This is a genomic window from Corynebacterium curieae, from assembly GCF_027570035.1.
GTDB classification, from domain to species: domain Bacteria; phylum Actinomycetota; class Actinomycetes; order Mycobacteriales; family Mycobacteriaceae; genus Corynebacterium; species Corynebacterium curieae.
The window spans coordinates 100,147-113,691 of record NZ_JAKMUU010000004.1 but is presented as its reverse complement, the minus strand read 5'-3'; the positions used below and the strand labels follow the sequence as shown (position 1 = coordinate 113,691).

Sequence of the window (13,545 nt, the reverse complement as noted above, 5' to 3'; positions counted from 1 at the left end):
ATGATTTTTACCACTACTAATACCGTTGATGGTTATGAGATTACGGACTATATCCGCATTATCGCCGGGGAGACCGTCATCGGTATTAATATGCTGAAGGATTTCGGGGCATCCCTCCGCAATATCACCGGTGGACGCTCTGCTGGATACGAAAGCGAAGCCATCAAGGCACGCGAGGCGGCACTCGATGAGTTGTGGCGCCGCGGGCAGGAGCTCGGGGCCGATGGCGTGGTGGGCATCGCCTTTGATTATTCGCCCATGGGCACCTCGAATGACACGTTGATGGTCACTGCCACCGGCACTGCGGTGAAGCTGCGCGCCCGTGACTAAGGTAGGCAAGAAAACACTGGCTCTATGCGCTGGGTTATGCGCGGCCGCTGGGCTCATGGCAGGCTGCGAGGAAGAACCGCCGCGGCCGGGCAGCGTGCCGAATGAATCGCACGGCGCGGCCGATGGCTATATCACCACGCTGCCGGACCAAGGCACAACGGCCAATGGCCAGTACCAGATCATTAACCTGCGCAATGACCGCAGCTTTGTGGTCCACGTGCCGTTTAACGCGGATAAGCACCACCGCCTGCCCGTGGTCGTGGCAATGCACGGCTATGAGATGGACGCCGGCAATATGTTCAAAGGCACCGACCTCTCCCAGGGTGATGCCATCACGGTCTTCGTTCAAGGCGCGGGCAAGGCATGGGCGCCAGCACCGTATGCGGTAACCAGCTTGGACGATGACCTCACATACGTCGATGACACGATCGATTTCGTCCGCCGTCACTATCCCGCCTCTGAGACCACCTATGGCGTGGGCTTTTCCAATGGTGGCGGGTTTGCCCGCGCGGTGAGCTGCAAGCGGCCGGGCCTATTCGAGGCGGTGGCGACGGTCTCGGCGGCCAAGTATGACCGCGTGGAAAAGGACTGCGCCAGCGAACCCACCCATTACCTGGATATTCACGGCACCGAGGACGTGCTCATGAATTACGATGGCGGGCACCAACACGGCGCGCACTACCGCTCGGTAAAGCAATCGCTGCGCGGGATTGCCAGGGAGAATGGGTGTAACCCGTTTCCAAAGAGGCGTCGGAAAGAAGCGGTGGAGCACTTTACCTGGCGGGTATGTGATGCGCGCACCGAGCAATACACCATCCACGGTGGCACGCACACGTGGAATGGCGGGGCCACGGACCATTCCGGGCTGGTGAGGGCGGAGTGGACCACCGATACGGTCCTGGATTTCTTCCATATCGCCCACCCGTAGCTATAGCCGCGCGCGGGCTGGGTAAGCTGGGCGGCATGCTAGACATTCCTATCAACGGCGACTCCATCAAATTGGGCCAGTTCATCAAGCTGGCCAGCTTGGTGGCTACCGGCGGCGAGGCTAAAGAACTCATCGCAGAAGGCGTGGTCACGGTCAATGGCGAACCCGAAACGCGCCGGGGTGCCATGCTCCACCCAGGCGACGAGGTGTGCATCGAGGATGCTTGCGCGCGCGTGGGCGAGCCGGATGATGACGATGATTACTTTGATGAAGCCACGGCCGACGATGACTTTGATCCGGAAAAGTGGAGGAATATGTAGATGCCAGCATTCGAAGCTGAAGTGGGCATGCCCTACTGGATTGACCTGACCACCTCGGACCCGCGCAAGTCCGCACACTTTTACGAGCAGGTGCTGGGCTGGGAAATTTCCGCCGAGTCCGGCGAAGATAATCCGTACCAGATGGCGCGCCTGCAAGGGCTGCCCATCGCTGGGTTGATCCCGCAGCCGGAGGAGGCCCCCATGCCGGATACGTGGGTGACCTACTTCCTGTCCAAGGACATTGCGGGCGATTGCCAGCGCGCGCAGAACTTGGGCGGGCGCATCCTTGTGGAGCCGCAGCAGGTGCAGCTGGGGCACATGGCCCTGCTTGTCGACGCCGCCGGAGGCATGTTTGGCCTCATTCAACCCGCCGGCCCAGAGCACTTCGTTGCCGCTGGCGAGCCCGGCACCCCGGTCTGGCACGAGCTCACCGCTACCTCGGGCTTCCAGAGCGCGATGAATTTTTATGGCGAGCTATTCAATTGGGAGATCCGCGCCATGCAGTCCGAGGATGAGAACTTTATCTACGCCACCGCGGAAGAAGACGGTGCGCCGTTTGCCGGCCTGTGGAACGCCGAGGGGCAGTTCCCGCCGCAGGTTCCGAGCTTCTGGCAGACCTATTTGGGCGTGCGCGATATCGACACTGCTGCGAAGAAGGCCGTGGAATTAGGCGGCGAGGTCATCCGTGAACCGTGGGATTCGCCCTTTGGCCGCATGTGCCTGCTGGCTGATTCCACCGGTGCGACCATCACTCTTACCGAGGTCGAAGACGCCCCCGAAGAGGAACCGACCGAATCGGATGACGTGCTGGGACTCGACCCACAGTAACTGAGATGGGTGAATCGCCACTGGTCAAACGCGTATTGGCGGTCGTTGCCGCGATTCCGCCCGGCAACGTCACCTCTTATGGGGAGGTGGCCAAGGTGGCCGGTTGCGGCGCGCGCAACGTCGGTACCGTACTAAAACGCCACGGTGCCGGTGCTGCATGGTGGCGCGTGGTCCGCGCCGATGGCGCCTGCCATGATCCCGCCCGCGCCGCGGAATTGTGGGATCGCGAATCCATCGCCTACGCTGGCGGCCGCGTTAAAATGCACGAGCACGGAATCGACGCCCGCGAATTACAGGAGTTGATGGAGTGAGGGCCTGGGTCATTCTCTTTCTCGCGATTGCCAGCGAAGTCGTGGGCACCGTCGCGCTGAAGTACGCCGTGGAGTATGTCTGGATCTACGGCGTGGCCGCCTTCTGCTTCATCCTTGCTTTTGTGCTCCTGCACCGCGTAATGCAAGAAGGCGTCAACGTGGGCGTGGCTTATGGACTCTGGGCATCCGGTGGGGTCATTTCCACCGCGTTGCTGTCCGCCGCGCTATTTGGCGAGCCGCTCGGCGCAGTAAAACTTGCCGGAATCGCACTTATTATGGCCGGCGTATTCTGCGTGGAAATGGGTGCGAAACCAGATGAGGATCAAGACCACACTGTGAAGGTGGCGCCGCAATGATTTGGTTCCTTCTTTTCCTCGCCACCGCCATCGAGGTTTCCGGCACGCTGTGCCTGCGCATGTCCGCAGTGACTGGGCGCCGCTTCTGGGTGGTGCTCGTCGCCCTGTGTTATGTCTCTGCCTACTGCTTCTTGGCGCTCGTGCTCAAGGCCGGCATGGATCTTGGCGTGGCCTACGGCATCTGGGCTGCCACTGGCGTTGCGCTTACCGCCATTGCCTCGTATCTCCTGTTCAAGGAGCCGTTTACTTGGTTAAAATCTCTGGGCGTGGTGCTCATTGTCGGGGGAGTGCTGCTCGTAGAAGCCGGTGCGTAATACCCACGGCGGCGCTAGGATATTTTCATGATGAAAAAGCTGGCGGTAGGTTCCTTGGTTACCGCACTCTCCCTCGTTACCATCCCCGCCGCCCAGGCTGTCACGCTCGACCCGCACGCTGTGCCCGCGCGCACCCAAATCACCGTCCGGCACGATTCTGGGGCCACGGTTTCTACCGCTAATTCCCATGAGTCTCGCCCCGCGCTGTCTTTGAGCAAGCTCTACTTGGGCTATTGGGTTCTAAAATACGGCGCACCGGCCGATAAAGCTCGCGTGGAGCATATGATTCGTGTGAGCGATGACAACGTGGCTACCGACTTGGACCGCCGCTAACCGCAGGCCATCCCCGGCATCATCCACGAGTTTGGCCTGCGCGAAACGCACTACACCGGTTACTGGGGGACAACGACCACCTCCACCGAGGATGTAGCGCGGTTTACCTCGCGTATCCAGCACGATCCCCTTGCTGCGCCCATCATGACCGGCATGGCTACCGCCGCTCCCGTGGCCGCCGATGGCTACCGGCAGGATTTTGGTACCTCCCGGATTTCTGGGGTTATCGGTACCAAGTTTGGCTGGTCAGACAATCGCCGCATCCATGCCTCGGTATCCACCGCCCCTGGATTTACCGTAGCCGCCAATACTTACGGTGATGCGGCCACCCATACCGCAGATGTCACCCGCGCCGTACATAATGCCCCGGGCACAATCCCCGGTGGTTCTAGCGAGGCCATTGGCGCTCGAATCGAGCACGATCTGCATCTGCGAGGCCCAGCGCGACAAGCTATCCGAGATGTCACCCGCACGGCAGCGAGCTACGAGCGCCAGGCTTGCGCGAGCGCTAATCAAGCACTGGCGCAGGTAACACCGATGCGCGTGTGCGGCTAGGTTCGCAGAGCGGTCGGTGGCTTTAGTGCACGAAGGCGAGGGCGTCGTCGGCAGTGCTGTGGCTATAGCTCTCGTCGGCCTTGGCGAGCTTATTGCCACGCAGCACAAGCCATATGCTCAGCGGGTAGAGGATAAGCGCTACGCCGACGGCCTGGATGATGGAGGCCACCTCGGAATCGTGCAGGTAATTCCAGCAAAAGTGCAACGTGAAAGAGGCGGCTAGGTAGCCGAGGAAAACGCCGATGCGCCACCACAGCGGTTTGGCGGCGGCATACAAGGCCCAGCCGATTCCCCATCCGGCCATCGCGGTAAGCAGCACGTGCAGGCCGGGGCCGGCGACAAGGCGCAGGCCCCACATTTCAAAAAGGCCCTGAATATCGCTATCGGGGTGCATGGTCGCGCCCATGGCGCCGTAGAGGATATTCTCGCAAGCCTCGAAACCAAGGCCCACCACTGCGCCCACCATCCAGCCATGCCACGGGCGGTTGAGTTGGCGGAAGGACATGAGCACGAAGATTACGCCGGTGGCCTTAGAAATTTCCTCTGGGTAGGCACCGCTCCACGACATCATGGAATCGACCCAGCCGGAGCCGATGGCGAGCTGCATGACCGGACCAGCGCTAATAAGCGCCAAGGCAACGGCCACCCCGCCGCCCCAAAGGAAAGCCAGCGCGGCCCATAACCGCGCCGGGCGGGCCCACATGGGGCTGCGCTGCAGCAGATAAAAGATCAGCGTCACGAGCACGGCGGCAATGAGCAGGCTGAGCAGGCCCATCAGAGGAGAGATCAAAAATGTGCTCAGCGTCTGGAAAAAGAAGGCGATGAGGCCAATGCCGGACAGGATCCACAGTGTGGTGCGAAAGAGCTTGGACATCTAGAACATCAACTCCCCGGAGAAGTCAGCGAATTCTGAATCGGCCGCGGCGGGTAGATCCTCTTGGCCGAAGGCGCGCCAAATGCGAGAGGCGGTGGTGCGGGCCTGCTCGCCCTTGCCGGTCACGGTGACCACCCAATCCTTGTTTTCGTCCTCGCCGGTGCCGTCGAGGGAGAGGGCGGCGGTGGAGGAGGGGGCGTCGGCAAGCAGGAGTGCTCCATCCGTGCCGTCGAAGGTAGGGGCGTCGGCCGGCAGGGGAGCCATGGCTAGGGCGCGAACCATGCGGCGCAAAGTGGTGGCATCGTCTTTGGCATCCTCGGTAAGGGTGGCTTGCACGCTGACATCGCCGCAGGTCCAGCCGATGCTGGCGAGGGACTCATAATCGCGCTCGCAATATAGATCGGGAACGTCAATCTCCCAGTCCTGGCTAGGCTCTGCCAAGGTAACCTGCTCGACGTCCGCGGAAGAATCCCCTAGCGCCGTTTGCACGATCATGGGCAGGGCGAGAACCACCGCTACGAACGCAATGACGGCTAGGAAAAGGCGCCGCGGATGCGCTGGAGGAAAGCGATAAAATTCCATAGCCCACACCTTATCTTGCCGCTTTGCCCTAGAGTGGCAGGCATGAAAGATCTTTATCAACTAGTCAATGGACCCTGGCTGGAAAGCCATGTCATTCCCGATGATCGCGGCGTGGACGGCACTTTCCACGCGCTGCGCGACGAAGCCGAAGAACTCGTTCATGAGATCGTGGAAAAGGACACCGGCCGCCCCGGCAAGCTCTATGCCTCCTTTATGGATACCGAGGGAGTTAACGCGGCCGGCATGGCTCCATTGGACGCGGATCTGGACCGCCTGAGTGCGGCCGACCCAGAGGAATTAGCGCACCGCCTGGGTGAACTCGAGCGCACCGGCGTGGGTTCCCCGGTGACTTTCTGGGTATCCAAGGACTCGGGTTCTGAGGACGCCATTGCTTATGTTATTCAATCCGGCCTGGGCTTGCCGGATGAGGCTTATTACCGCGAGGAAGCCCATGGGGAAACGCTGAGTGCCTATGAGAAGCACGTGGCCGAGATGCTGGAATTCCTCGATCCGTCCCGCCTCTTTGGCTTGGGCGCTGAGGTGGCGGCCCAGCGCATTGTGGGCTTGGAGAAGGAATTGGCCGCCGGTCATTGGGACGTGGTCTCCACTCGCGATGCGGTCAAGACCTATAATCCCTGCGAGTTTAGTGAGCTTCCCGCCATGACTCGTGCTCTGCTTTCCGGCGGCAACCTGCCGGAGCACCGCGTGGTCAATATGATGCCGTCTTATCTCGAGCACTTCGAGAGCCTCTTTACCTCCGAGCGCATGGCCGATTGGCAGCTGTGGGCCACCTGGCACATCCTGCGCTCCCGCGCGGCCATGCTGCCAGAGGAGGTAGGCGCGAAGAACTTCGAGTTCTACGGCACCAAGCTCTCCGGTGCTACCGAGCAGCGCGACCGCTGGAAGCGCGCCGTGGGCCTAGCCGAGTCCCTCGTGGGCGAAGAGATTGGCCAAGTATTCGTGGATAAGCACTTCCCGGCCTCCTCCAAGCGTGAGATGGATGAGCTGGTGGGCTACCTCATCGCCGCCTACCGCGAGCGCATCTCCCAGCTGGAGTGGATGACCCCGGCCACGCGCGAGCGCGCCCTAGAAAAGCTCTCCCAGTTCAAGGCCAAGATTGGCTTCCCGGATTCCTGGCGTGATTACTCTGGCCTCGAGGTCTCCGCTAAGGGTGGGGACCTGCTGGCTAATGCCCGCGCCGGCTCCGCATTCTCCCATGACTTTGAGCTGGCCAAGATTGGCAAGCCGGCTGACCGTAATGAGTGGGTGACCACCCCGCAAACGGTCAACGCCTTTTATAACCCGGTGGTCAATGACATCACCTTCCCAGCAGCAATCCTGCGCCCGCCGTTCTATAACCCAGAGGCCGATGCCGCAGAAAACTTCGGCGCCATCGGTGCCGTTATTGGCCACGAGATTGGCCATGGCTTTGATGATCAGGGCTCGCAGTTTGACGGCCAGGGCAACTTGAACTCCTGGTGGTCCGATGAGGACCGCGCCGCCTTTGAAAAGCTCACCGCCAAGCTGGTGGAGCAATTCAACGGCCAAGTGCCGACGGTGCTCAAGGAAGCCGGCATCGAATCCACCGGCGTAAATGGCAGCTTCACCCTGGGTGAGAATATCGGTGACCTGGGCGGCTTGGGTATCGCCGTGGTGGCTTTCCAGAACTACTGCGCCGATAAGGGCATTGACCTGCAGGGCAAGGAGGAGAAGTTCGAGGTAGATGGAGCCGAGCCAGAGCTGGCCGAGCACACCTACAACGGCCTACAACGCTTCTTCCTGGCCTGGGCCCGCGTTTGGCGCACCGCCATCCGTCCAGAGATGGCTACCCAGTACCTTGCCATTGACCCGCACTCGCCGGCGGAGTTCCGCTGCAATCTTATTGCGGCCAATATTGCGGAGTTCTACGAGGCCTTTAACGTTGTAGAGGATTCTGCCATGTATATTGCGCCGGAGGATCGCGTCACCATTTGGTAGCCCTTTCCGCCGGTAGGCGGTGCGCGTAGGCTCGGTGGCATGACTAACGCAGATGCTAACCAGGACCCGCACCGCCCGCTGGAGCCCGGCCAGGAGTGGCACATTGGCGGTCAGGACCGTCAGATGGATGAGAAGGAACAGCTCGAGCAACTCGTTGCCTATATTGATGCCCACTATGACACCCCGGATTTCCGTCCGCCGTGGGCTGGGGGCGGCTCCCCTGAGGCGGATCAGTATTGCGCGTTTTTGCCGGATCGCATTACGCATGCGGCAATGATGGTGCTCGGCACCGGTGTAAACCACGCACTACCCGGGACCGAATTCACGGACGGTATCACCGTAGAGGAATCCGAGGTGGGCGCCATCTTCCAGCCTACAAAGCCCACCGGCCGCTGGGCGGTCTCGCTGCATTCGGGCGGTTGGTGGCGCGGTGACGGTCAGGCGCTGGAGATGCAGTGGCGCCCCGAGGTAGCCGCCGCTGCGCAGTTATCCGGCACCACCATTATTGACGTGGATTATCCGCTCGCCCCCGAGCACACCGTGGCAGAGATGGTCAATGCCGTGCAGCAAGCCATCGACTATGCCCGCGCGCAGGGCGCTTCTAGCGTTACTAACTGGGGGTATTCTTCCGGCGGAGCGCTGGCTGCGCTCGTGCCTGCCGACGCCCTCCTGCTCACCTTCCCCGATTTCGGCGCCCTTGCAAACCTGCCTGAGGATCTTCGCGCCGGATACGAAATCCCGGCGGACCTATCTGAGCTAAGTCCGCACACTTTCGTGCAAACCGCAACCGAGGATGAGATTGCCGCGCGCGTTTGCGTGCCCGGTGCCGTTGCGCGCGATTACGTCTCCACCCACCGCGTATCTACTCCGGCGGTGGCCCGGCAACGCGTGCGAGATGCGGCCGCGTTCCTGGCAGGCGAGCTAGAAAAATAACAGGTTCCTGGCGGTTTCATACTAAAAGGGAACTAGTTTCAACAAGGGTGCGACTAGTTCCGCATGACTATATCCACCCATGGCGCGCTATCGCGCCTGCATAAATTCGCCGGCGTCATGATCGCGCCCTTTCTCATAGCCGCAGCGTTAAGCGGCTTTCTCTACGCCTTGGCACCCACCTTTGAACCGTGGATTTACCACGATGAGGTAACCGCCACCGCGCCAGGCAACCCACGCAGCTTGGACGAGCAGATTGCCGCCGCCCAGCGCGAGCACCCTGATGGGCACGTGGTTCAGGTCGAGCCTTCCGAGGATCCGCAGGAGACCACCTGCGTGCTATTCGCGGACCCCAGCGCATCCAACGCCAGTTACACCCGCGCCGTCTTTGTGGATCCGGTGGATCTGCATATCACCGGCGAACTACAACAATATGGCGGATCCCGCGCGCTCTCCTTTCGTACGTGGGCCTCCGAGGGCCACCGCACCCTGTGGCTGGGAGAGCCTGGCCGCCTCTATGCCGAACTTGCGGCCTCGTGGCTCGGTGCGCTGAGCATCCTTGGCCTTTACCTGTGGCTTAAGCGTAAGCAGAAGAATAGAAAGCGGCTTTCCAAGCCGCTGGCGTTGCACGCTCGCGTGGGCACTTGGTTGCTGCCGGGCTTTCTCTTCCTGACCGTCACCGGTCTGACGTGGTCGCTGGTGGCGGGTACCGCCATTGGCAAGGTGCGCGAGGAACTGAATTGGAAGGAACCGTCCGTGGCAACCTCCGTTGCGGAAGTGGGCGCTAGCACTGAGGCGAGCGAGCATTCCGGCCACGCTGGTCACAACGGCCATGCGGGTCATGCGGGACACGAGGGCGCTGCGAAACTTGCCGGGGCCCAAACCGCATTGTCGGCAGCTCGTAGCCAAGGATTGACCGGGGTTCTGGAAATGACCCCACCGGAAAAGCCAGGCGATGCGTGGGGTGTGCGCGAGGCTCGTGCAGCCTTCAAGCTGCGCAGCGATGCCGTAGCAGTGACCCCGAACGGGGAGGTCATCGACCGCATCAATTCCGCCGACTGGTCGCTTGCCGCACAGCTAACCTCATGGCTCATCCAGCTGCACATGGGGACGCTCTTTGGCATCTATAGCCAGATCGCCTTGGCGGCGCTGGCCTTGGGACTGCTCGTGGTGAGTGGCGCAGGCTTGTGGATGTGGTGGATAAAGCCGCGCCGCGGCCTCCCCGAGCTAAAAATTACCCCCGCCGTGCTGGCGGGGGTGGTGGCCTATTCGATCATCGCGCCGCTCTTTGGCGCCTCGCTTTTGATCTTTTTCCTTGGCGATTGGATTGTGCGGCGAGTGCGCGCCCCGCAGCGAGGCCGAGGCGCAGCCGCGGGGGAGACTATTCCTCACCCTCGGGGCGGATCTTCATCTCGGAGTCCTTCCATAGGCCGGAACGGGTAATATCCTCATATTCGATCTCGGCTGGAACTGGGGCGTTGCCCTGTGAATCGGTACGTAGTTCGTACTTTTCAATGGCGCCCCAATCGCGTGCCCAATCATTGTTGAGGTAGCTCGGGATCTCATAGGAGTAGTTCACCGCTTCCGCGGTCGACATCGCACCGCCACCGGAGAAGGACTGGAAATCCGTCAGCGAGGTCTGTGCCGAGGAATCCGGCAGGATGCGGTATTCCGGGATTTCCGTGACACCGGCAAAGTGGTCAAAGGTGCGCTGGCACGGGAACTGCAGAGCGACGGCCCAGTCCAGCAGCGCCGGGGTGTCCTTGGAGAACTGGTTATTGATGGTATCCAGCTCCGGCACGCGCGGCGGAGTAAAGGCGAGCCAGTCATCCTCATCGGTGGAATCATCCGTTGCTACTAGGCGTACCACGTTGGCGTCCTTCGGCAGCTTATCCAGCGGCAGGCGCAAGTTGCGCCACTTCGGAGTGGCACCAACGGCGGAGAGTTCTTCCTCCCCGGTATTGGTGGCCTTTCCGGAATCATCGATGGTGCCGTATTCGAGGCTAAGCTTCATGCCGTCTTGCTCCACTCCGTTGACGTCGTGGTGGTAGATATTGCCGGCCGCTGATACGGCGAGCACTGGGGTATTGTCCTTGGCTTCTGGCAGGTTGTACCACTTGGTGGTTACCTCAGAGGTGGAGTCTTGATCCTCGGAATAGGAGCCGAGAACCGGAACCTTGGTGTAATCCAAGTTGAACGGCAGGTGCATGGTGGAGCCATTGACACCCTTGGTGCCGCGCACGCCACCTTCCGAAGTATTGGTGGTTTCCTTAGACTTCTCGCCCCTCTTTTCCTGCTTATTCTTAGTCTCCTGGGAATCGGCGGAATCGCTCGTGCCGCCGGATTCGGTATCCGCGCCCGAGGTGGCAGTATTCGCGCTATCAGAGGAGGAGTCGCTGGAGTCATCCGCAATGGCACCTACGGAGGCGGAGTTCTGGTTTTCCGGCTCGATGGATTCGGGGATGAAATTCGGGTCGAAGCCGTTGTGGGGCTCGTCCTTATCTACCAAGGAATCCCCTAAGTCGCCCTCGACCGGGGTTAGGAAGGATTCATTGGTGTTGGTCTCCACCATGGTCTGATCCGCCAGCGCGCAGGTATTGCCGCGCAGGGAGGCCAGGTTGCCCTTGCCTACGGAGTAGGAATCCGCCTGCGAGACGGTTGCCTTGGCAAAGGATGCACAGGACAGCGCTACCACGATGGCGCAGGCCAAGGCGATGGGCGCGGACATGATGCCGGCTGAGCGCGAGACCTTTGCAGCAGCATTCTGTTCAAATTCCGCAAGAGTGCCGGCCTCTTCCGCCTGCGACTTGCGGTAGCTATGGCGCAGGGACTGCACTATGCCGATTGCGAAGATGACCAACGCGATGGCAAGGAGCACCTTATTGGCCTCGATGGCCTTGAGCTGCACCGTGCGATCCCACCACGGGATGCCAAAGGAAGAAACGTACCACCAGGCGTTCCAGCCGGCGAAGGAGATGGCCAGCAAGAAAACCACCGCGGCAATAGCAAAAGTGCGAGCGCGCGGCGAGCGCAGTGCAAACTGGGAGAGCACCACGGCGCCGAGGGCGGCGATGACACCGGCGACGCCGGCGTAAATGCCAAAGTGGTGGGTCCACTTGGTCGGGGTGAACATGAGGAAGAACATGGACAGCGCCACGATGATGAGCAGGCGCTGGGTTGGTCCGACGGCAGCACCGACGACGCGGCGGTCCTTGATAAAGGCCGCCACAATAAGAACCAGGCAAAAGAGCATGGTGAAGACTGCGAAGCGGCGGGTAAGCGAGCCGTCCACCGATTCCTGGAAGAGGGTGGAATAGCGCGCGTACTCGGCGTACCACGGCAGGGAGGGGCCGACTTCGGAGCGCACGCGGGTGGACTCCAGCACGGTAGATAGCGTCTGGTCACCAAAGGCGGCAACCATAATGGCGGTGCCAGCGCTAAGGAATGGTGCAATGAGCGCGAGCCAGCCGAGGGCGCCACCGCCCATGGACGGGACGCGCTCGGCCATGGCGCGGAAGAGGTGCGGCAGGCTGACCAAGAAGACGCCCACGGCAAAAAGACCGGTGGGGCCGGCGGCCAAAGTAATAGTCGCGGCGATGGTGCCCACGGCCGCTGGAAGCAGGCGGTGGGTGGCAATGGCGCGCTCAAAGGAGGCCCAAGTAAACATCACGCCAAGCGCCACGATGGGCTCCGGGCGGGTGCCGTTGTTATAAGGCAGCCAGAAGGCGAGGAACATGAGCGCTGCGGTCCAGTGGGCGACCCGGCGGCCATCGACAAGCTGGCCAAAGCGCGGCAGCATCTCGCGGGAGAGAATAAACCAGATGATGAGCCCAGAAATCAGGCCGGGCAAACGCACGAAGACCGAGGCGGTAGAAATCTGGGAGAGAACGGCAACCAAGTCATAATAGGGGGCACCGAAGGGGGCCTCTGGCACGCCGTACCAGCGGTAGTAGTTGGCCATGTAGGTCGCGTGATCGAAGACGCGGCTCATGGAGAAGATAAAGCCGTCATCGGAGGTATTGGCGCCGAAGATATACCAGAATCCCAAGATGGCGGTGACCACGCCGTCAAGCGGGCGCACCTTCTTCCACGTTTCAGGCATAAAGCCGAAGCGGCGGCCATCGAGGCGGTCGATGCGCCACAGGCAGAACAGGGACACTACCACCATGGCGGTGCCCAGCCACATGGCAAGGGTCTTGAGCAACGTCGGGGACGAAGTGAAGCGCGAGTTGATATCGACGTGGACATTGAGACCATCGTCAAGCAAGGCTTGCACATCTGCCTTGTCATCGATTTCGGTATAGACGCCGGTGACCTGCGGGCGCAGATCCTCCTCGGTGGTCTTTTCATGATCGCCCACGCTCACCGTGGTGCCATCGCCCGAAGCGGAAATCTCAATCTTGGCGTCCTTGGGAAGCTTGGCCACTTCTTTGGCATTGAGGGTAAGCAGCACCTCATCCAAGGAGACAACAGAGAGTCCCTCGTCATTCGCACGGACGAAAAGGCCGCGGTTGGAAGCCTTTTTGGACTCGGGCGGCACGGTGCCGTAAACCATGGACTGGCCCTCGCGCAGCTCATCAACCGCGGAAATAGGGATGGTGGCCTGAAGATCCTCTGGGGCCACGGAAATAAGCGGCGCGTTGATGGACTGCACGGAATCATGCTGCGGCCAGTCATAAGAGGACTGAGTTTGGGTTACCGGCAGTAGCGGGGTCGCTACAAAACACAGAAAACCAATCAGTCCGGCAATGATCGCGGTCCACCGCAGGCCCGCGGGGGCGGCGGTGAAGCGGGAGCCGGCAGGTCGCGCTTGGGTGGTATTCGTAGTGAGGCTATCTGACACGGCGATTAGTCTACGTCAGATAAACCTCTCTTCCCGCGGGCACACCCTGCCACGGGCGGGAAGT

The 13,545-nt window shown here is 61.2% G+C and carries 15 protein-coding genes; 12 read left to right on the top strand and 3 right to left on the bottom strand.

Annotated features, from left to right (window positions below):
* The 9 genes from L8V01_RS08090 to L8V01_RS08050 all read left to right on the top strand — a co-directional run bounded on the left by L8V01_RS08090 (window position 1) and on the right by L8V01_RS08050 (window position 4,275).
* Window positions 1-330, top strand: a complete 330-nt coding sequence (locus tag L8V01_RS08090; protein ID WP_269946572.1) for a YbjQ family protein — start codon at window positions 1-3, stop codon at window positions 328-330.
* On the top strand, window positions 323-1,258 hold the full coding sequence (locus tag L8V01_RS08085) for a CE1 family esterase (RefSeq protein ID WP_269946571.1): 936 nt from the start codon (window positions 323-325) through the stop codon (window positions 1,256-1,258). Before L8V01_RS08090 ends, L8V01_RS08085 begins: the two co-directional genes overlap by 8 nt.
* Before the next feature lie 35 nt (window positions 1,259-1,293).
* Window positions 1,294-1,578 carry an RNA-binding S4 domain-containing protein gene (locus L8V01_RS08080; protein WP_005323225.1) on the top strand — a complete coding sequence of 95 codons (285 nt, stop codon included), beginning with the start codon at window positions 1,294-1,296 and terminating at the stop codon, window positions 1,576-1,578.
* Window positions 1,579-2,406, top strand: a complete 828-nt coding sequence (locus tag L8V01_RS08075; protein WP_269946570.1) for a VOC family protein — start codon at window positions 1,579-1,581, stop codon at window positions 2,404-2,406.
* A 5-nt stretch (window positions 2,407-2,411) separates the two neighbouring features.
* Window positions 2,412-2,717, top strand: coding sequence for an MGMT family protein (locus L8V01_RS08070; protein ID WP_269946569.1), 306 nt, complete (start codon window positions 2,412-2,414; stop codon window positions 2,715-2,717).
* Window positions 2,714-3,073 carry a DMT family transporter gene (locus tag L8V01_RS08065; RefSeq protein WP_269946568.1) on the top strand — a complete coding sequence of 120 codons (360 nt, stop codon included), beginning with the start codon at window positions 2,714-2,716 and terminating at the stop codon, window positions 3,071-3,073. Before L8V01_RS08070 ends, L8V01_RS08065 begins: the two co-directional genes overlap by 4 nt.
* Window positions 3,070-3,387, top strand: coding sequence for a DMT family transporter (locus tag L8V01_RS08060; RefSeq protein WP_269946567.1), 318 nt, complete (start codon window positions 3,070-3,072; stop codon window positions 3,385-3,387). Before L8V01_RS08065 ends, L8V01_RS08060 begins: the two co-directional genes overlap by 4 nt.
* 27 nt (window positions 3,388-3,414) lie before the next feature.
* On the top strand, window positions 3,415-3,720 hold the full coding sequence (locus L8V01_RS08055; RefSeq protein WP_269946566.1) for a hypothetical protein: 306 nt from the start codon (window positions 3,415-3,417) through the stop codon (window positions 3,718-3,720).
* 153 nt (window positions 3,721-3,873) lie between these two features.
* Window positions 3,874-4,275: a hypothetical protein gene (locus L8V01_RS08050; protein WP_269946565.1), complete on the top strand. Its 402-nt coding sequence runs from the start codon at window positions 3,874-3,876 to the stop codon at window positions 4,273-4,275.
* A 22-nt stretch (window positions 4,276-4,297) separates the two neighbouring features.
* Here L8V01_RS08050 and L8V01_RS08045 read toward each other — a convergent pair whose 3' ends face one another.
* Together L8V01_RS08045 and L8V01_RS08040 are read right to left on the bottom strand one after the other, a co-directional pair.
* Window positions 4,298-5,149, bottom strand: coding sequence for a PrsW family intramembrane metalloprotease (locus L8V01_RS08045; RefSeq protein ID WP_269946564.1), 852 nt, complete (start codon window positions 5,147-5,149; stop codon window positions 4,298-4,300).
* Window positions 5,150-5,731, bottom strand: a complete 582-nt coding sequence (locus L8V01_RS08040) for a hypothetical protein (RefSeq protein WP_269946563.1) — start codon at window positions 5,729-5,731, stop codon at window positions 5,150-5,152.
* Window positions 5,732-5,773: 42 nt separating this feature from the next.
* On the opposite strand from L8V01_RS08040, the gene L8V01_RS08035 reads away from it, so the two are divergent.
* From L8V01_RS08035 to L8V01_RS08025, 3 genes are all read left to right on the top strand, one after another.
* A complete protein-coding gene (locus tag L8V01_RS08035) occupies window positions 5,774-7,708 on the top strand; it encodes a M13 family metallopeptidase (RefSeq protein WP_269946562.1) in 1,935 nt (644 codons plus the stop codon).
* A gap of 39 nt (window positions 7,709-7,747) precedes the next feature.
* Complete coding sequence (locus L8V01_RS08030) at window positions 7,748-8,641, top strand: alpha/beta hydrolase (RefSeq protein WP_269946561.1); 894 nt, start codon at window positions 7,748-7,750, stop codon at window positions 8,639-8,641.
* Window positions 8,642-8,704: 63 nt separating this feature from the next.
* On the top strand, window positions 8,705-10,081 hold the full coding sequence (locus tag L8V01_RS08025; protein ID WP_269946560.1) for a PepSY-associated TM helix domain-containing protein: 1,377 nt from the start codon (window positions 8,705-8,707) through the stop codon (window positions 10,079-10,081).
* Here L8V01_RS08025 and L8V01_RS08020 read toward each other — a convergent pair.
* Complete coding sequence (locus L8V01_RS08020) at window positions 10,020-13,481, bottom strand: arabinosyltransferase domain-containing protein (RefSeq protein WP_269946559.1); 3,462 nt, start codon at window positions 13,479-13,481, stop codon at window positions 10,020-10,022. The genes L8V01_RS08025 and L8V01_RS08020 overlap by 62 nt on opposite strands.
* Window positions 13,482-13,545 lie beyond the last annotated feature (64 nt).